Origin of the sequence: Pseudomonas sp. RSB 5.4 (genome assembly GCF_037126175.1) — a bacterium.
GTDB lineage: Bacteria > Pseudomonadota > Gammaproteobacteria > Pseudomonadales > Pseudomonadaceae > Aquipseudomonas > Aquipseudomonas fluorescens_H.
The window spans coordinates 2,056,469-2,076,839 of sequence record NZ_CP146986.1 but is presented as its reverse complement, the minus strand read 5'-3'; the positions used below and the strand labels follow the sequence as shown (position 1 = coordinate 2,076,839).

11 protein-coding genes are annotated in these 20,371 nt (G+C 56.5%); 10 read left to right on the top strand and 1 reads right to left on the bottom strand.

The genetic code is table 11. From position 1 onward, the window contains the following. Positions 1-20: 20 nt before the first annotated feature. Positions 21-839 (bottom strand): alpha/beta hydrolase, encoded by an 819-nt coding sequence (locus V9L13_RS09075; RefSeq protein WP_003225794.1) that lies wholly within the window; start codon positions 837-839, stop codon positions 21-23. 189 nt (positions 840-1,028) lie between these two features. On the opposite strand from V9L13_RS09075, the gene V9L13_RS09070 reads away from it, so the two are divergent. The 10 genes from V9L13_RS09070 (at position 1,029) to V9L13_RS09025 (ending at position 20,175) form a co-directional block, all read left to right on the top strand. After that, a complete protein-coding gene (locus V9L13_RS09070; protein ID WP_338802258.1) occupies positions 1,029-1,478 on the top strand; it encodes a helix-turn-helix domain-containing protein in 450 nt (149 codons plus the stop codon). Between the two features lie 104 nt (positions 1,479-1,582). Continuing rightward, on the top strand, positions 1,583-2,131 hold the full coding sequence (locus V9L13_RS09065) for a hypothetical protein (RefSeq protein ID WP_338802257.1): 549 nt from the start codon (positions 1,583-1,585) through the stop codon (positions 2,129-2,131). 48 nt (positions 2,132-2,179) lie between these two features. Beyond that, positions 2,180-2,590: a hypothetical protein gene (locus tag V9L13_RS09060; protein ID WP_262143584.1), complete on the top strand. Its 411-nt coding sequence runs from the start codon at positions 2,180-2,182 to the stop codon at positions 2,588-2,590. A gap of 199 nt (positions 2,591-2,789) precedes the next feature. Then, a complete protein-coding gene (locus V9L13_RS09055; RefSeq protein WP_338802256.1) occupies positions 2,790-4,496 on the top strand; it encodes a ShlB/FhaC/HecB family hemolysin secretion/activation protein in 1,707 nt (568 codons plus the stop codon). Positions 4,497-4,520: 24 nt separating this feature from the next. Next, positions 4,521-16,259 (top strand): filamentous hemagglutinin N-terminal domain-containing protein, encoded by an 11,739-nt coding sequence (locus V9L13_RS09050; RefSeq protein ID WP_338802255.1) that lies wholly within the window; start codon positions 4,521-4,523, stop codon positions 16,257-16,259. A gap of 703 nt (positions 16,260-16,962) precedes the next feature. Then, positions 16,963-17,211 carry a hypothetical protein gene (locus V9L13_RS09045; RefSeq protein WP_338802254.1) on the top strand — a complete coding sequence of 83 codons (249 nt, stop codon included), beginning with the start codon at positions 16,963-16,965 and terminating at the stop codon, positions 17,209-17,211. Between the two features lie 121 nt (positions 17,212-17,332). Continuing rightward, positions 17,333-18,025 carry a transposase gene (locus V9L13_RS09040; protein ID WP_338802253.1) on the top strand — a complete coding sequence of 231 codons (693 nt, stop codon included), beginning with the start codon at positions 17,333-17,335 and terminating at the stop codon, positions 18,023-18,025. 281 nt (positions 18,026-18,306) lie between these two features. Beyond that, positions 18,307-18,810 carry a hypothetical protein gene (locus tag V9L13_RS09035; RefSeq protein WP_338802252.1) on the top strand — a complete coding sequence of 168 codons (504 nt, stop codon included), beginning with the start codon at positions 18,307-18,309 and terminating at the stop codon, positions 18,808-18,810. Between the two features lie 290 nt (positions 18,811-19,100). After that, a complete protein-coding gene (locus V9L13_RS09030; protein WP_253150072.1) occupies positions 19,101-19,400 on the top strand; it encodes a hypothetical protein in 300 nt (99 codons plus the stop codon). A 190-nt stretch (positions 19,401-19,590) separates the two neighbouring features. After that, on the top strand, positions 19,591-20,175 hold the full coding sequence (locus V9L13_RS09025; RefSeq protein WP_338802251.1) for a hypothetical protein: 585 nt from the start codon (positions 19,591-19,593) through the stop codon (positions 20,173-20,175). Positions 20,176-20,371 lie beyond the last annotated feature (196 nt).

The window sequence follows — 20,371 nt, the reverse complement described above, 5'->3', positions numbered from 1 at the left end:
TTCCCGGTCAGCGTGGGGCTTTATTGGTTCAGGAAGGCCAACAGGTCTTCATTCAGCGCCTGGGCGTGCGTCACGGCAAAACCGTGGGGGGCGCCGGCATAGACTTTCAGTTCGGCGCCTTTGATCAGGGCGGCGGCTTGCTTGCCGGTGGTTTCGAACGGCACGATCTGATCGCCGTCGCCGTGGATTACCAGGGTCGGCACGTCGATCTTCGCCATGTCCGGACGGAAGTCGGTTTGCGAGAATGCGGTAACGCAATCCACGGTGCCTTTCAGCGAGGCGAGCAGGGCAACGTTCAGGGTTTGCGTGAGCACGCCATCGGAGACTTTCTGGCCCTGATTGGTGCCGTAGAACGGCGCGGCGAAATCAGCGATGAACTGCGCGCGATCCTTGAGCAGGCCGGCCTTGATCCCGTCGAACACCGAGTGGTCGACGCCTTGCGGGTAGTCGGCCTTCTTGCCGAACAGCGGCGTCACCGCCCCGAGCAGCACCAGCCCGGCAACGCGCTCGCTGCCGTGGCGGGCGATGTAGCGGCTGACGTCGCCGCCACCCATGGAGAAGCCCACCAGCGTGACATCGCGCAGGTCGAGGTGCTTGATCAGTTGCGCGATGTCATCGGCAAAGGTGTCGTAGTCGTAGCCGGTCCACGGTTGATCGGAGCGCCCGAAACCACGGCGGTCGAAGGCAATTGTGCGGTAGCCGCGACTGCTCAGGTACTCCATCTGGTATTCCCACATGTCGGCATCCAGCGGCCAGCCATGGCTGAACAACACGGGTTTGCCGCTGCCCCAGTCCTTGAAATAGATCTGTGTGCCGTCATCGGTAGTGAATGTGCTCATGGAAACTCCTTGCTGTGGGCAATCGTTCAGGAAGGCCGGATGCCGCAATGGCCGTCGATCACTATCGGCGCAAATCGCTGCCGTCACTTGTACGCAAGTGCTGAATTGCCGGACAGGGCGGTTTGGTTCTTTTCCAGCGTCACAGTTGTAAGATGCAACCACACGCCGGTTTTGATGGAGAAACACCCTGTGAAGCGCAAAAGCCTGCACGGCAACGCCTGCCCGGTCGCCCGTACGCTGGACCTGATCGGCGACTGGTGGTCGCTGCTGATCATCCGCGATGCGCTGGAGGGCATCCGTCGCTTCAGTGATTTTCAGAAGAATCTGAACATCGCCAAGAACATGCTTAGCGCCCGGCTCAAGGCTCTGGTGGAGCAGGGGATTCTGCAAACGGTGCCGGCCGCCGATGGCAGTGCTTATAAGGAATACGTGCTGACCGAACGCGGCAAGGCCCTGCAGACGGTGATCGTCGCGCTGTCGCAGTGGGGCGGGGAGCACCTGTATGCGCCGGGTGAGTCGGGTTCGGTGATGGTTGATGCAAAAGATCGCCAGCCGATTCGCAAGCTGCAATTGATGTCGGCTGATGGCCGCTTGCTTGCACCGCACGAGGTGGCGACGAAGACAGGCGTTGAACGCTGACAGGCAGTTGCAACATAGGTTTGACGTCAAAATGATGGCCATCTAATATCGCGGCGTTGTTTTGATGTCATTCCCCGTCCTGCTTGTTCAATAGAGATTCCTGCGTGAATAAACGTGTGCTTGTGACGTTGACCCTGCTGCTCGCGCTGCCAGGCTGCCATTCCAATGTGCGTGACTCTTCCCCCAGCCTGCTGAAAGACGGCATCCAGTTGCATCAAGACCCGGTGGTGGTGGATGCCCAGCACGCCAAAGTCATCATGAAATCATCGGGTGGCACCTATCCGGTGGAGTTTTCCATTCGCCGCGCCGATGATCCCGACCGCCGCATGGAAGTGCTCGGCACCGTTGTGGATTCCGGTCGTGGCAAGGTGTTCGGCTGGATCGCCAAACTCAACGAAGTGGCCAACAGCGCCACGGTCAAACGCTTTCCGCAACTGGAAGCACAGGCCGATGCCGGCAAGCCGTTTGAGGTCTCGGGGTATTCGAACAGCCGGGTGAGCGCAGGCATTTATACCTGTGGGCCGCTGAAAAGTGCCTTCACTCCGCAACAGGGCAAGGTGTACCAGGTGGAATTCCAGTTCTCCGGTGATCTCTGCGAGCAGCACGTCTACGACGTTACCCAACCCCAGCAGCGCATTCCTGTAGCAGGTTGATCCTGCATACGCGATGCATGGAATTCAGTTGAAGAAAGGAAATACCAAGTGAAACGCAATCTCTGCCTGGCTCTCATCGTCCTGGCTGCAACACTGGGTGGCTGTGCCGCCAACAAACCGGTCAACGATCCATCCCTGATCGGTTCATGGAAAGGTGTGCGGTCGGAAACCGGCAAATGCCAGTTCCTGTCCTGGAAAAACAACTTCAAGCCTGACGGCACCTTCAACATTACTTTCTTCCGGGATGCCCAGCAGACCCAGCCGATCCAGACCGAACACGGCATCTGGAAGGCGGCCAATGGCAAGAACGAGTTGCGAACCGCCGGCGTGCCCCTGCCCGATATCTATACCTACAAACTGATCGATGCCGACACGGTGCATTACGTCAATGTGGCGAAGGACCCTTCGGGCGATTGCCAGGAAGACTACGAGTTCACCGAGCACCGTATTCGCGGTTGAGTCGGTCTGCGCAAGAAAGGGGTGCATCCAATCTGGCCAATGGATGCGCCCCTTTTTCATGGCTTAACGGCACACGCTTCCTTTGTTAATTCCTTGATACAAAACCGACAAAAGGTTGAAACGATTGTTTGACGCCAAAATGATGGCCATCTAATATCGCGCCACTATTTTGATGTCATTCCGTATCGAGGGATCGAACATGTACCCACCCGCCCTCGCGGCGAGGTTGTGCTCAGCTTTGCTGTGCCTGTCTCCACTTCAGATTGCCTTCGCTGCACCCACCCCCGGTGAAACCGACCTGATCCGCGATCGCCAGAATCGCTTGCTCGAAGAGCAGCAGCGGCGTCTTGAAGACCTGAAAAATCTGCCCGGCAAAGAGGCAGGTCCGGCGCAACCAGCGGCGCCCACCGACGCCCGTTGTTTCCCGATCAAGGACATCGAGCTCAAGGGCGCCGACAGTCTGTCCGACAGCGACAGAACCCGTCTGCTCAAGCCCTACATCGACCAGTGCCTCGGTGTACCGCAGCTCAACGAGCTGCTGAAAGTCATCACCGACCATTACATCGAGAAAGGCCTGGTCACCAGCCGTGCTTACCTGCCGCAGCAGGATTTGTCTGGCGGGCATCTGAAAGTGCTGGTGGTCGAAGGCAAGCTCGAAGGCATGAAGGGCGCCGAGAACAGCAAGCTTTCGGAGCGTGAACTGGCGATGGCGTTTCCCGGCAAGTCCGGCGATCTGGTCAACCTGCGCGAGATCGAGCAGATGGTCGATCAGCTCAATCGCCTGCCGTCCAATCAGGCCAAGATGGAACTGGCGCCGGGCAAGAACGTCGGCGGCAGTGAAGTGCTGGTCACCAATACGCCGCAGAAGCCATGGCGTGCCGGACTGTCGCGCAGCAACGACGGCCAGCGCAGCACCGGTGAACAGCAGTGGGGCACCACTTTCGATTGGGACAGCCCGCTGGGCCTGGCCGATCAGTTGAGCCTGCGCGGCGGTCACGATGCAATGACCGACCACCAGCACACCTCCAGCAACGCCATGCTCAATTACAACCTCCCATGGGGCTGGTGGAACTTCAGCTACACCTACAGCCAGAGCGACTACCGCTCGCAGATCGCCGCCAACGGCTACAACTTCAAGCAGACCGGCGACAGCGAAAACCATCAGCTGCGCGCCGAACGGGTGATCCATCGCGACTCGGTGAGCAAGACCTCGCTCAGCGCCGGCCTGTCCTACCTGCGCACCAACAACTACATCGAAGACAGCAAGCTCAAGCTGAGCAGCAACCGCATCAGCGAAGCGCAGTTCGGCTTCAACCACGGTCGCCGCATCGGCAGCGCCTTCGTCAACTTCGATGCCGGCATGCAGGAAGGCATCGGCGCGTTCGACGCGCAGGGCAGCCACGATCCGGGCCCGGGCGAACCGGACGCACGCTACCGCAAATACACCGCGACCCTGAGCTACCTGCAACCGTTCAAGGTGTGGGGCGAATCCTTCACCTTCAGTAGCCTGATGACCGGCCAGCGCAGCGAGGATGTGCTGTTCAGTTCACAACGCACCAGCCTCGGCGGGCTGTCGTCGATCCGTGGCTACAAGGATCAGTCGCTGTCCGGCGACAGCGGCGGCTACTGGCGCAACGATCTGCGCTGGAGCCGTCCGATCAACGTCGAATGGCTGCGCCCGGTGTTCGCTGAATACGGCACCAGCCTCGGTTACGACCAGGGCGTGATTCGTGGCGATCGTTACAACGGCGATCAGCACGGGCGCATGTCGAGCAACTCGCTGGAACTGTTCGCCCGTGGTGAGCATGTGGCTGCCAGCGTGACTTTTGCTCACTCCCTCGAACGCCCGGATGTGCTGACCGAGCGTGAAGCGCCGATCTATTTCCGCCTCGACTTTTTCATCTAATTCAAATTCTTCGAGACCATCGACATGGATGTTCGTCAGTTCGCCTTCCTTGCAGGCCAGCCTTCTGCGGCCGTAAAAAACCGTGAGTCGTTTCTGGGCATGCCCAAGCGCGGGCTGGCGTTCCTGCTGGCGAACGTCATGTTCTGGCAACCGATGTGGGCGCAGGCCGACGGCATTGTCGTGGCCAACCCGAACACCGCGCTGGATCGGGCCGGCAATGGCGTGCCGATCATCAATATCGCCACGCCCAACGGCAGCGGGCTGTCGCACAACCAGTTTCACGATTACAACGTCGGCGCGCAGGGCGTCATCCTCAACAACGGCTCGACGCAAACCTCGAACACCCAGTTGGCCGGGCACATCATCGGCAACCCGAACCTGAAAAACAGTGGTTCGGCGCAGGCGATTCTCAACGAGGTCATCAGCGGCAACCCGAGTCAGTTACGCGGTTACACCGAAGTGGCGGGGCAGTCAGCGCGAGTGATCGTCGCCAACCCGTATGGCATCACCTGTAATGGCTGCGGCTTCATCAACTCGCCACGGGTCACGCTGACCACCGGCAAACCGGTGCTGGATGGCGCGGGCCGGCTGGATCGTTTTCAGGTTGATCAGGGTTCTGTGGCCATCGAAGGCGCCGGCCTCAACGCCAACAACGTCGACCGCTTCGAAATCATCACCCGCAGCGCGAAGATCAACGCTGAGCTCCAGGCGCAGAACCTGACGATTGTTGCCGGGCGCAACGACGTCAACGCACAGACCTTGAACGCCACGGCCCGTGCCGATGACGGCAGCACCAAACCGCAACTGGCGATTGACTCCTCGGCGCTGGGCGGCATGTATGCCGGGGCGATCAAACTGGTCGGCACCGAGGCCGGGGTCGGGGTGAAGCTCGACGGCAAACTGATCGCCAGCGGTGGCGATATTCAACTTGATGCCAACGGTCAATTGAGCCTGGCCGATACTTCGGCGACCGGCGCGGTCAACGTCAAGGCGGCCAGTCTCGATGCGCGCGGGCCGGTGTATGCTGGCACGGCATTGAACGTGCAGACCCAGGGCAACCTGACCAACCGCCAGACACTCGCCGCCCGCGACAGCATCGCCCTTAGTGCCGGCGGTCAACTGACCAACGCCGGCGCCATTGAGGCCGGGGTCAACGCCGACGGCAGCCGCAACGCCAACGGTGATCTGAGCCTGAATGCGCAGAACCTCAACAACAGCGGCAAGAGTCTGTTGGCGAGCCGCAATCTCACCGTCAGCACCGCGCAAACCCTGAACAACCAGGGCGGTACGTTGAGCGCTCAAACCACGACGGTCAGCGCTAACACACTAGACAACCGCAATGCCGGCCGTGTGCTCGGTACCGCGACAGTGAACCTCAGCGCCAATCAGCTATTCAACACGCAAGGACTGATCCACAGCGCAGGCAACCTGAACGGCAATCTTGGCCAGTTGGACAACAGCAACGGTGAGGTTTCCAGCAGTGGCGTCACCCGTCTCAACGCGGCAGCAGTGAATAATCGCAGCGGTCAGATCCTTGGCGATCTGGGGTTGAATATCGACCTCAGTGGCGCGCTGGACAACCGTGACGGCGTGCTCGGCTCCGGCCAGTCGGTGAATCTGCAGGCTGCCAGCCTCGATAACCGCGATGGCGGTGTGCTGGTCAGCGACGGTGGCCTGACCTTGCGCGTGCGCGGCTTGCTCGATAACCGCAACAAAGGCGAAATCACTGCCAAGGGCGCCATCGATGCGCAAGCCGGCAGCCTCGACAACCGCGACGGCAAAGTCATCGGCAAAACCACACTGGCACTGCGCAGCGATACGGCAGACAACCGCACAGGCGTGATCCAGGCTGATCAGCAACTGACGCTCAACGTCGATCGTCTGGACAACCGCGACAAGGGCCAGATCACCGGCAAGTCCGGTATCGCTTACGCCGGTACACGTCTGGACAACAGCGGCGGACTCATCAGTGCGGTCGGTCCGGTCAGCCTCAACGCGGGCGAAGTGCAAAACGCCGCAGGTCGGATCTCCAGCCAAGGCGATCTGACTGCGGCCATCGGTTTGCTGCAACAGCAGGGTGGTGCGCTGGTCGCTCAGGGCAATCTGAGCCTGACCGGCAAGACGCTCGACAACCGCAATGGCGGTCTGGTCGGCACCACAAAAGCGCTGAGCCTGATTGTCGACGACATCGACAACCGCAACGGCGAACTCTCCAGCAGTCTGCTGTTGAACATCAAGGGCCAGCGCCTGGACAACAGCGACAGCGGCAAGCTGCTGGCCGGCACCGATCTGGGCCTCGCCGTGGCGAAACTGATCAACCTGAATAAAGGCCTGATCAGCGCCAAGGGCACAACCACGCTGACCGGCAGCAGCCTGGATAACAGCGGCGGTCGCTTCAACAGCCTCAACGGCCTGGTGATTACCCTCGACGATGCCCTGATCAACGCGCAGGGCACTATCAGCAGCGAGGGCTCGCTGACGGCCAATCTCGGCCGGTTCGACAACAGTGCCGGTAGCCTGAGCACAGCCGGCGTCTTGTCGGTAACCAGCCGTGGCCTGGTACTCAATCGGGCGGGTTCGATCGGCACCGACAACACGTTGACCCTGACCAGCGCCAGCCTCGATAACAGCCAGAACGGTTTGATCAGCGCCAAAGGCGCCAGCCATGTCGATACCGGCGACTTCGACAACAGCCTGGGCGGCAAACTCACCAGTGAAGCGTCTCTGACGTTCAAGGCCGCTCAGGTCAACAACGCCACTGGCCGGATTGCCAGCCAGCAAGCGTTGAACGTATCGGTCACCGGGCTGGATCAGCAGGGTGGCGAGCTGTTCAGCAAGGCAGACCTGACCCTTGATCTGAACAACGGTCAGTTGAACAACCAGAACGGTTTGATCAACGCGCCCGGCACGCTGCTGCTGAAAAACCTCAATGGCGTGAACAACCACAGCGGCGAAATCTCCAGCCAGCAAGCATTCACGCTCGCGGCCAATGACCTGGACAACAGCAACGGCAAGCTGATCAGCCAGCAAGGGCTGACGCTGCGTATTGCTCAAGCGCTGAATAACCTCAAAGGCGTAATTTCTGCGGCGGCACTCGACAGCCATTCCGTGAGCCTCGACAACCAGGATGGCTTGATCAGTAGTCGCGGCCCATTGCTGCTGACCACCGACAAGACCTTGAACAACCAGTCAGGCACTCTCATCGCCGACGGTGAACTGACGCTGACCGCCGATACGCTGGTCAACCAGCAGGGCAGTATTGCCGGCAAGTCCGATGCCAGTATTCAGGTCAAAAGCCTGAACAACCAGAACGGTAAACTGATCGCCACCGGTATGCTCAAACTGAGCGCCGAGACCCTCGACAACCGCCAGGGTGGCTTGCTCGGTTCGACCAAGGCGATGACCCTGACGGTCGATGAGTTGGACAACCGTGGCGGCGAAATCTCCACCAACAGCGATCTGCTGCTGACCGGTAAAAAACTCGATAACAGCGATGGCGGCAAGGTCTTCACCAGCCAGGTACTGACGCTCACGGTCGATCAGTTGCTCAACCGCAACAAGGGCCTGATCGACACGGGCACGCTGCTGAAGCTGCAAGGTCGTACGCTGGACAACAGCGGCGGTGAATTGCTCAGCCAGCAGGACACGTTGCTGAACCTCAGCGGCGACTTCACCAACCACCTCGGCAAAGTCAGCAGCGAAGGCGCGCTGACCGTCAATACTGCGCAACTGAGCAACACCGGTGGCAGCCTGTCCAGCGCGGCGGATCTGACCCTCGACAGCGGCGGCAACATCGATAACCAGGCTGGCAGGATCGTCACCGATGGCGCCCTCGTGCTGAAAAGTACTGGCCTCGATAACCGGCAGAAGGGAACCCTCAGCGGCAAAGGTGCGGTCACGGTCACGACCGGTGACTTCGATAACAGCAGCGGTTCGCTGAGCAGCGCCGACACGCTCGATCTCGTCGCCGGCCAGGTCACCAACAGCGATGCCGGCAGTATCGGCAGCCAGGGCGCACTCACCGCTTCGGTGACAGGCTTCGATCAACAGGGCGGCAAGCTGCTCAGCAACACGCGCCTGAGCCTGGACCTGAACCACGGCCAGTTGAACAACATCAACGGCGTGATCAGCGCGCCCGGCACTCTGCTGCTCAAACAACTCAACGGTGTCAACAACCAGGGCGGCACGATCTCCAGCACTGAAGCGTTCACCCTTACCGCGCAGAGCCTGGACAACAGCAACGGCAAACTCTTGAGCAATCAGGGCCTGACCCTGCGCATCGCCAACGCGCTGGACAACGTCAAGGGCCTGATCGGCGCGGCGTCGATCGATGTCCGGGCGGCCAGCCTGAACAACAGCGGTGGCAGCCTGGTCAGCCGTGGCGATCTTGAGCTTACGGTCGATGGCCTGTTGCGCAACGATGCCAGCGGTCTGATCAGCGCCGCGCAGGCGCTGAACATCAGCAGCGCCGATCTGAACAACCAGAGTGGCACGCTGCTGGGTGTCAGCGCGGTCACGCTCAATGCGATGGCGCTGAACAACCGTGACAAGGGTTTGATCAACAGCAAGGGCAACCTGACGCTGACCGCGACCGGTCTGGATTCCAGCAATGACGGTGAAGTCTCCGCGGCGGGTGACATCGATCTCACCCTGACTTCGTTGACCCAGAACGGCGGACGCCTGTTGGGTGACCAAGCCGTCACGCTGGACCTGGCCAACGGCGACCTCGACAACCAGAACGGTCTGCTCACCGCCAAAGGCCCGCTGACCCTCAAGCGTCTGCGCGACCTGAACAACCAGCGCGGTGAGATCTCCAGCAACCTGAGTTTCGACGTCATCGCTCGTGCCGTGAATAACAACGCCGGCAAGTTGATCAGCGGCGCAAAACTCTTGCTGCGCGGCACCTCGATCACCAACCAGAAAGGCTTGCTGTCCGGCTGGCAAGGGTTGAGCGTCAGCGGCGACAGCCTCGACAACCGCGACAGCGGCACACTCTCGAGCAAATTCGGTGATGTCGCGGTCGAGCTCCAAGACGCGTTGCTCAACAGTGGCGCCGGTGCGCTGGTCGCCGAGGGCAGCCTGACCGTCAAGGCCGGCAGTCTCGATAACAGCAACAAAGGTATTTTGAGCAGCGGAGCAGGGCAGACGCTCACGCTAAGCGGCGCGCTCAATAACAGTCAGGGCGGCTTGATCGCCAGCGACGGTGCGCTGGATCTGCTGAGCATGGCGCTGACCAACGTCGGCGGCGCGATCAATGCGCAGCAAGCGATCACCGCCACGGTTTCGCGACTGGACAACAGTGGCGGCCAGATCGCCAGCAACGACGCGATCACCCTCAACCTCAGCGGCGACCTCAACAACAACGCTGGCCGACTGGCTGGCGCGGGCCCCGTGCTGATCAAGGGCGTGACTGACCTGAGCAACCAGAACGGCCAACTCGCCAGCCAGAAGAATCTGGACTTGTCGACCGGCACGCTGGACAACAGCAACAAGGGCACCATCGCCGCCAATGATCTGCTACAGATCAACTCCAGCGGTGCAGTGCGCAACAACGCTGACGGTCTGATCTACAGCCAGAACTCCGCGCTGCAACTGAAGGCGGCGAGCCTGAACAACGGCAAGGGTGCGCTGCAAAGCGAAAGCGGCCTGACCCTGGAAGTCAGCGGCGACCTCGACAACCAAAGCGGCAAGGTCATCGCACAAAACGGTGATGTGAGCATCAACGCCGCCAACATCGATAACCGCGGCGGCATCCTGTCCAGCATCAAAGGCGCGCTCGAAGCGCGCACGGTAGGTGTGCTGCGCAATGGCTACGACCTCAACAACAACCGTCAGGGCGGCATCATTCAGGCGCAGGGTCTGAAGCTGTCGGCACTGGCCGGGCTGGACAACAACGGCGGACGCATCTCCGCGCAAGCGACAGACGCGAACATCACCACGGCCGGGTTCGATAACCGCAACGGTGTGCTTTATGCCAAAGGTCTGGTGAGCGTCAGCGGCACCAACCTGGACAACGGTGCCGGGCAGATCGCCGGCGAGCGCATCGACTTCGGCCTCAGCGGCGCACTGAGCAACGTTGCGGGTGTCATTGAAAGCAACACGCAACTCACCGTCAAAGCGGCCAGCGTCAACAACCAGAATGGCCGACTGCGTTCGCTGGGCAACTGGGGCAAGACCGACTTCCAGATCGGCGGCCAACTCGACAACCGCAACGGTGTACTGGAAACCGCCAACACCGACATGACCGTCAACGTCGGCAGCTTCCTCAATGACGGCGGGCAGCTCAACCACGTCGGCCGCGGCAAGTTCGAAATTTCCACGGCCAATGTGATCGGTGCGGGTGGCAGCATCACCACCGGTGGGCTGCTGGAACTCAATGCCGATACCTGGAACAACAGCAGTGTCATCCAGGCTGGACGTTTGAACGTCAATGTTCGGCAGTTCAGCCAGACTGCCAGTGGCAAGTTGCTGGCCTCGGATCTTTTGCAGGTGCGTGGCGGCAACTGGACCAACGATGGCTTGATCGCCAGTGATGGCTTGATCGACATGCAGTTGAGCGGTGGCTACAGCGGTAATGGCCGACTGTCGAGCCAGCGCGGGACTTACCTCTCCGCTGCACAGATGAACATCGGCGCGGGCGGCAGTTTTGCCGCGGGTGCGACCTCGACCATCAGTGTGGGTGGGGCACTCATCAACGCCGGGCGCATCACTTCCAGTGAAGACCTGACCGTCAATGCCGGTAGTGTGACCAACTACGGCACCCTCGGTGCGGCGCAGAACCTGAACATCAACACACCTTCGTTGCTCAATGATCGCGGGCTGATTTTCAGCGGCAACGACATGACGATCAGTGTCGGCAATCTGACCAACCAGAACGGTGATTTCTACGGGTTGGGGAATGTGGCCATCAAGGGCTACGGCGGCGCCGCGCGGGCTGCTGGGGTCTACAACATCTCCGGTTCGATGGAGAGCGGTGGTGGGTTCGAGATCAATGCCGATGTTTTCGAGAACCGTACTGAAGGCCCGGTGATGTCGGGCGATCGCAAATTGATCTCGGGTTTCATCGCCGGCAGCTGTGGCGACTGCGTCGGGGATAACTACAGCATATTGATCGCTGCTCGCGAGACCTATCAAAGCACTGACAGCGATAGCACCCAATCTGCGGTGATCAACGCCGGTAAGGACTTCGTGTTCCAGGGCGGTACGTTTCTCAACAGCAAAAGCACGGTGGCAGCGGGTGGCAATATCAATATCACCGCTGACAGTCTCAAGAACATTGGTGCAAAAACCGGAACCATCGAAGTTACCCGCTATTACTCCTTCGGCTTGACCGATGGTGGAACCGAGCGATTTTTCAACAACGTTGTGATGCCTTACAACCAACGGAATAATCCGGATTTTCCAACTGTTTATTACGTTGCTCCACAGGACGAGATCCGCAAAGCGAAACCCGAATCGACCGAGTTCTCCCAGGGTGGAGAACTTGGACAATACTTCGAATGGGTCGCGCTTTTAGACTCCGTAACGGGCGAAGACGTCAGTGCGCGCAAGTATGGGGCAGGCCTGTCGGGGCTCAAGTATGGCTTCGAAAAAACAACGCATTCGCTATACGACCCGAATAACCTGGTAGCACTGCCGAGCCAACTGAGTCAGCGAACACCGGACAGAACAACAGAGGTCGCCCTCGACAGCACGGGTGCCACAAGCACCGTTACCGGTCGCAACGCAGTTATCCAGGCAGGCGGCAATGTCTCGATCACGGCCGCCAAAACCCTGGAAAACAGCGTTATCCATCAGGACTACGGTTCCACTGGTGGCACCAATAAAGTTGCCGATACCAAAGTCAGCAACAGCACCGCCATCATCCGCGTCAACAGCCAACTGCCGCCGGACCTCGCCCAACAGCAGGTCAACCCGCTGTCCCTTCCTGGCTTCTCCCTGCCAACCGGGGAAAACGGCCTGTTCCGCCTGAGCGGGCAGGGCGCCGCTGATACCGCGCCAGTCGCCGCGACCGGCCCGGCGCCGACCTGGACCGTGGGCGGGCAAACCGTCGCTACCGAAGCACACGTTGTCGCCGGCAGCAGCGGCGGCCCGCGTAATCTTTTTATTGATGCACCGCCCGCAGTCTCCGACAGCACTCGCGCAGTGGATACGTTCCACCGCACCCCGAGCGTCGTGCAGGCCGTGGCCAGCACGGTCGACGTCAACGTGCCGGTGAAACCCGCCGGCCCGGGCATGAAAGACCGCGGCAACGACGCCATGGAGTCAATCGACACCCGTCCGGTGACCCGCGTCACCGGTCTGCCGGACACCAAGGCGCCGTCCAACGCGCACAAATACCTGATCGAAACCAACCCGGTGCTGACCGACCTCAAGTCGTTCATGAGCTCCGACTACCTGCTGGAAAAACTCGGCTACGACCCCGACCAGAGCGCCAAGCGCCTCGGCGACGGCCTCTACGAACAACGCCTGATCCAGCAAGCCGTCACCGCCCGCACCGGCCAGGCGTTCATCGACGGCCAGACCTCCAACGAGGGCATGTTCAAGTACCTGATGAACAACGCCATCGCCAGCAAGGACGCCCTCAACCTGTCGGTAGGCGTCGGCCTCACCTCGCAGCAAGTCGCGGCGCTGACCCACGACATCGTCTGGCTCGAAGAGCACGAAGTGAACGGTGAGAAAGTGCTGGTGCCGGTGGTTTATCTGGCGCAGGCCAATGGTCGCCTCGGCCCGACCGGTGCGTTGATTGCCGGTAACGATGTGACACTGATTGCCGGTGAGAATCTTGACAACGTCGGGACATTGAAGGCGACGAATAATCTGTCGGCGACCGCGGGCAAGGACCTGGTCAACAGTGGCGTGATCGAGGCGGGCAACCGACTGGATCTGTTGGCGACCAACAATATCGTCAACAAGTCCGGCGGGATCATTACCGGGCGCGATGTGAACCTGACCACTCGCACCGGGAATGTGATCAACGAACGGACCATCACCTCCTCCGACAACAGCACCCGCTTCGGCACCCAGCATCATGACTACGCCGATAACGCGGCGCGGATCGAGGCGGCCAATGACCTGACCGTCAAAGCGGCCAAGGACATCAACATCACCGGCGGCGTGATGAAAAGCGGCCAGGACATGGTCCTGAATGCGGGTCGTGACATTAACGTGTCGTCGGTGCAAGTCACCAACAGCGTGTTCCATGACGATCGGCACAACAGCAGCGACATCGCCCAACTGGGTGCTGACATTGATGCTGGGCGTGACTTCAAGGCTGATGCCAAACGCGATATCAGTGTTATCGCGAGTCAGATTGACGCCAAGCGCGACGTTGCCATCAAGGCAACCGGAGATCTGCTGATCACATCGGCGGCAGATGAAGAGCACTCGCTATCCAAGAGCAAGAAACTCACCGTCCAGGAAGACCATGTCAGCCAGGTCATGTCCGGTATTTCAGCCGGCGGTGACGTCAGGCTGGACGCCGGTAAAGATTTGAGTGTGGTTTCCAGTCGCGTGACTGCTGGAGATGAAGCCTATCTGGTGGCTGGCGATAATCTGGAAATTCTTGCCAAACAGGACAGTGACTATTCGCTCTATGACAAAAAGAAAAAAGGCAGCTTTGGCAGCCTCAAAACCAAGCGCGATGAAGTTACCAAGATCACCCATGTGGGCAGTGAAATTTCTGCTGGCGGTAACCTGACGCTAAAAAGTGACGGTGATCAGCGCTATCAGGTAGCGAAGCTTGAAAGTGGCAACGATCTCACTCTGGACAGTGGCGGCGTCATTACGTTTGAGGGGGTCAAGGACCTCCATGACGAGAGCCATACCAAGAGCAATAGCAACGCAGGCTGGAACTCCGCCAAAGGTAGAGGCAATACCGATGAGACCCTGCGCCAGAGCGAGTTGATTGCCAACGGAAAGCTTGTAATCAAAGCGGTTGATGGTCTCAAGATCGATATCAAACAGATCGACCAGAAAAGTGTCAGCCAGACCATCGACACGATGGTCGCGGCTGATCCGAAACTGGCGTGGCTTAAAGAGGCAGAACTGCGCGGCGATGTTGATTGGCGCCGTGTGGAGGAAATTCACAAGAGCTTCAAATACTCGACATCCGGACTTGGTGTCGCCGCACAATTGGCATTGGCAATCATGTTGGCAGCGGTCACGGGCGGCGCGGGCGCCGGTTTGATCGGGGCCACTGCAGGTACATTCTCGGCAGGTTTTGCCAACGCTGTATTGATTGCTGTGGAAACCACAGCAGCTAACAGCGCCATCAGTAACAAGGGCGATCTGGGCTCAGTTCTTAAGGATGTCTTCAGCAGCGAAAACCTGCAGGGATACGTACTCTCGGGGATGCTGGGCGGTATCGGCACGGGGCTTGGTTATAACCCGACGGAGCTTGGGTTCGACTGGAACAGTGCCGGGCAGGTTGTTCTCAAGACGAGTGCCGACACGCTCGCCCAGACGGCTCTACAGGGTGGCAGCCTGAGTGATAACTTCATCAATAATATCCTGGGCGCTGTTATCGACATTGGTGGCGCTATTGCTGCCAACAAGGTCGGTAACCTCAATCTGGTCGACGGCAGTCCGACCAAGATTGCCGCACATGCATTAGTGGGCGGCTTAAAGTCCATGGCAATGGGCGGTGACTTCAAGACGGGTGCACTCGCTGGAGGTGCCAACGAAGCCATGGTGCAATACCTGGCGGGCTTGATACTTCCTGATAATTACGTTCCGAATATGCCGGGTGCGGACCAGGCAAAAGCCAATTTGTTGGCGATGTCCCAGTTGATCGCCGTGCTTTCTGCAGTGGTTGCGGGTACCGACCCGAACATCGCAGCGAATATTGCTGCAACCGCAACCCAGTACAACTTCCTGTCTCACTCGGATCTTGAGCGAGCAGCGAAGGAGATGATCAACTGCGGAAGTGACTCTACCTGCGCAAACAAGGCTTATGGCGAGTACCATGAACTGAGCCAGAAGCAGGATATCGAGGCGGTTGCAAAGTGTGCGGCCGATCCTGGTCAGTGCGCCACGTTCTCCAGTCTGGTTGCGGAAGCAGAGGCTAAAACCCAGAAACTCAAGGACCTGGCGGCCTCTGCATCGCCTGAAGCGGCGCATTTTTTTGATCTGTTGATTACCGAGAACAATGGCTTCCAGAACATGTTGGCCGGTATTACCGCTGGCCATACCGTCGCGGCCATTGCCGATACGCTGGTCCAGACACTTGGTATCAGTCACGAAGTGGCGATGGCGGCCGTCGAAGGCTTCGCGATGGGCGTGTCCGCGATGGGGCCGACAATCAAGTTGCCTGGAGGGGGCAAAGGCGGGAAAGGAGGGACGAAGGACGGTGCTGCCGACACGAAGGAAGGGCCCGGTGCAAAAGCGATAGATGACTCTGCGTCTTACGCTAAATGGTGGGATGATCTAGCACAGCCAAAAAACTTAACTGATAGAGAGGCTAGAGCTTGGTATTTGTCTAAAGAAGCAGAAATCCCAGCCCGAATTAACAGTAGCGCCTCCTTGGAAGAGCAGGCGAAGCAGGCTTTTGATATGAGAAATGATTTGAGGTCAACGGCACGAGAGTTAATGTCTAACAGGACATTGGCTGACTCCTTGAATAAGACTGACCCAAATAGAACTTGGAGTGAAATTGTGGATAAATATTCTGGGCAAGGTCTATCAGGAGATGAATTGTGGTCGAAGATCATAGAAAAGTCACAGTCTTCTCGAACGTCTGTTAATGATGGGTTGGGGATGTAATTTTATGTTTCGATTCTCCGAGTCAAGTTCTGAAACTAATCATTTCATATTTTTCGATGATTATGAGGAGGAAAGGTTCGAAGAGTTTGTGAGTGTCGTCTTAAAAACTCTGAGGATCAAAGAAGAAGCCCGTAGATTTGGCCCATATTCAGTATTGGTTTCAGCTTGTTATGAAGGCAACACCTTGATTTTGACTAGTGGATCCTTTGAGGGATGTTTTATTTCCATGGAGAAAAGTGCAAGTGCTTTGTCTAAAAAAATAATCCGGAGATTTAATCTCGTAGATTGATTTGGTGCAAAAGCGATAGACGACTCTGCGTCTTACGCTAAATGGTGGGATGATCTAGCACAGCCAAAAAACTTAACTGATAGAGAGGCTAGAGCTTGGTATTTGTCTAAAGAAGCAGAAATCCCAGCCCGAATTAACAGTAGCGCCTCCTTGGAAGAGCAGGCGAGGGGTAAATGGGGACAGGTAAATGGGGACAGACCACGTTTAGAAAACACTCGGAAAATGTGGTCTGTCCCCGTTGACCTACCCGTTGACCTAGGAAAATAGTCATGAATATCGGCGACGTTGTTGAGTTGGAAGGGTGGCTGGTGGTTATTGGTTTTAGGCCCTTTCTCGTGCCTGAGGAGTATTCTGAAAAATTACGAGGAAGGTGATAGGATTGAAATATCCAGGCCGGAAATAATGTTTTCCATAATGGATAAAATTCTTCCTTTGGGTGGCGGAAAAAGTTCTATTTTTCATCGGGCGAGGATTGCCGGTGTTTTAGAGGATGTCTTGCCGGCAAAGGTTAAGGCAACCTCTATATTTGTTGAAGAGAGAGGGGGAAGCTTTATTTGTATAGAACTTGAGGATGACAGTTTTGAGAAGAACAAGCCTCGGTATGATGAGTTTCTTAGGAAGAATCAAGGCATAAAGTCCGATGATTGGCTTGATTGTTTATAGGGAGTAAATGGGGATAGGCCACGTTTAATGTAATCGGCTGAAACAATCCGTAAAATTTTGCCGTCATTTGAGTCTTGCAGCGCGCTAAGCTTTCAGTTTGACCAATTGAAAGGACTCATTGATGCCGCGTAGACCCCGAGTTTTGATACCAGGCGTACCACTGCACTTGATTCAACGAGGAAATAATAGATCTGTTTGTTTTTTTACCGAGGAAGACTACCTTTTTTACCTGGAGCTTTTGGTCGAGCAGGGTTTAAAAAGTAATTGTGATATTCATGCGTGGTGCCTAATGACTAATCACGTTCATTTGTTAGTAAGTCCTCATAATGCCAACAGCGCAAGCCTGCTAATGAAAGGTGTTGGCCAGAGATACGTCCAATATATAAATCGTACGTATGGTCGCAGCGGAAGTTTGTGGGAAGGCCGGTATCGCTCCTGCCTTGTTGAAAGTGAACGATATTTGTTGTGCTGTTATCGATACATCGAAATGAATCCCGTTAGAGCGAAAATGGTAATTCATCCAGCAGAATATCGCTGGTCAAGTTACCGTGTTAATGCACAATCAGAACGCTCACACATTGTTACCCCTCATGAACAGTATTTGGCGCTTGGACGGCGGGGCGGGCACCCGGCAGATGCTTACCGCGAACTGTTCAAAAATGACTTAGATTCTGAATTGGTTGACCAGGTTCGTGAGGCGACCAATGGAAATAATGTTTTTGGCGGTTCAAAATTTGCTGTTGAGGTCGAAACAATGCTCGGTCGCCGCGTGCAGAGGGGGAGCCCGGGACGGCCAAAAAATTCGACCATCTAGTGAAAACGTGGTCTGTCCCCGTTTTCTTCCAACGGTGTGAAGACTCCCAGTAAGACGATTTGGAAGGGTGTTGGAAAAGAAAGACTTGATGTAGAGAACCCTAGTCCAGGTCAGCGAGCGGGTCAGTTGCATTACCAGGATAGTAATAATGTGAAGTACCTCTATGATCCAACTACCAATACATTTGTCGGGGCGCCGAAGTCTGTGAATAAATTACTGGAGAGACCCGACTTCAAGAAAGCAGTTGATAAAGGCATGAAAAAGTACCTTGGAGAACGTTGATGTTGAGATACAACGCTGCAATGGCTGATGCTTTATTAGCTTTGGATTTGTCAGCCCCTCTTTCTGTTGAATTGTCCTCGATAGTTGAACAAGGATTTTTCCAAAAGGACGGGTGTGAGTTTCTAAGCTTCTTTAAGGAATCAACCATCCACGTCGGATTGAGTCATTTCGAGGACCGAACGGGTTACGAGTGCTTTATAAACTCGATTCATATCGATGACTACGTTGATAATAACTGGTTGGTTAGCGCGCTCCAGTTTGCCAGCCGCCTGCTTGAAGGCTGGTCTATTGCCTCGCATTCCGAAAAACTTCAAGTCATTGTGTCGAGTGATGAGTTTGGCGCTTCGGTGAAGGCTCATGTTGTACGGGCGGGAGAGTTTTTGCTTGACGAAGATCTGGACGGGTATGACGAGGCTTTGTTACTGGCTACTTCTGATGGAAGGGCACTTAGAGAGTTACTAAGTCAGGCGGAAGAAGTCCTTCCAAAAAATCCCGATAAATGATTGCCCGACTCTTGCTGTTAGCATTTCTTTATGTGTACTAGTCTGAGGAAAATGACCCAAGGCAAAAAAGGCGAAAGATCGGTAAGCGAAATCAATCTTTTCGCCCTTTGTGGCAAATACTGCATGATATTTATGTCACCCGTGACAGCAACCGGATCGAAACTCCCCCTCAGGTAAATGGGGACAGACCACGTTTAGAAAACACTCGGAAAATGTGGTCTGTCCCCGTTGACCCGCAACGCCGCAACAGCTGCCGCCTGCGCTGCAGCCCGGAAGGACTATTGAGTGATGTGGATATGATTGTTCGAGAAATTGGGCGAGAAGAGCCTGTGCAGGTGTTTGGTATTTACTGGATAGAGAGCGAGCGCTTTTACTGGGTTATTCCTTATGATGGCTACGGTGGCCTGATGTCGCTCAGTGATAGAGAGGTCAATGTCGTTGACTCTTCTCTGTCAAATGATCTCATCCTCTGCAAGGATGGGGAGGGAGGGGACATGATTCTGCATTGGGCAGCGGAAGATTTGATTGAAGAGCTTGTGGAGCGTGATCCAAAGGCAATGGCCGAGTTCTTGGAGCGCATGAAAGGCTGATGGTGTAAAGCGACTGGTGCAGCTGAAGTGCCGGCCACTTCTGCAATTGCGCGTGTCGGCCTGAGAGAAGATCTGCCGCGCAAGCAGGGATTTCTCGAAAAGGGTAAATGGGGACAGACCACGTTTAGAAAGCACTCGGAAAATGTGGTCTGTCCCCGTTTTCCTTCCCGTTTTCCTAAGAGTTTAATAAATGACCGTAAATGAAGTGATTTTTGATGACCTGTGGGACGGCGAAAAAAATATCTGTTTTTTTGTTCATTCTGAAAAATGCTTCTGGGTTGTGGATGAAAAAGAGAATTTTACTTTGGATATGGATATCAGTCTCAGTGCCTCTCTGGAAAGTGGAGAAATTCAAAAGGAACAATATGAACAGTTTCGCCAAAACTACAGGGGAGGGCTTGCGCAGTTGACTTCGGAGAATTTTCCGAAGTACCTTGATGGTTCGCGAGAGAAAATACTATCGTCGTTGGATTTGCAGGGCTTTGTTGGGGCGGATGAAACTGTCTTTGAGGCAGTTGAGAGTTACTACCTGACAGGTAAAGGTTTGAGCGCCGATTTGTATAAGTTGGCCAATATTGTTAGTTCGCGCCTTCCAACTTTTTATATAAATTTTGATCGAAAGATATTCATGCATATGGATGAAGGTCGGTTTCACGAGAAATATGTTTATGCGGATTGGATTTCTGAGTGCTATGATTTTAGTTTTCTGATTCCCGCGCGTGAAAGATACTGGATAGTGGATGGCAGGGACTATTGGAAGTTACGCTTTGTATGATCGTAGGCGATTAGGTGGTTGTTGAGTTGCATGTCTACATACCTTGGAAAGGGGTAAATGGGGACAGCCTACGTTTAGAAATCCCTCCGAAAATGTGGTCTGACCCCGTTAACCTGTCGCTAGAACCCGTTAACCACGTTAACCCAGACCCCCGTTAACCCAACTTTTCGGATGCGCAGGACGTTTGGGATCATAT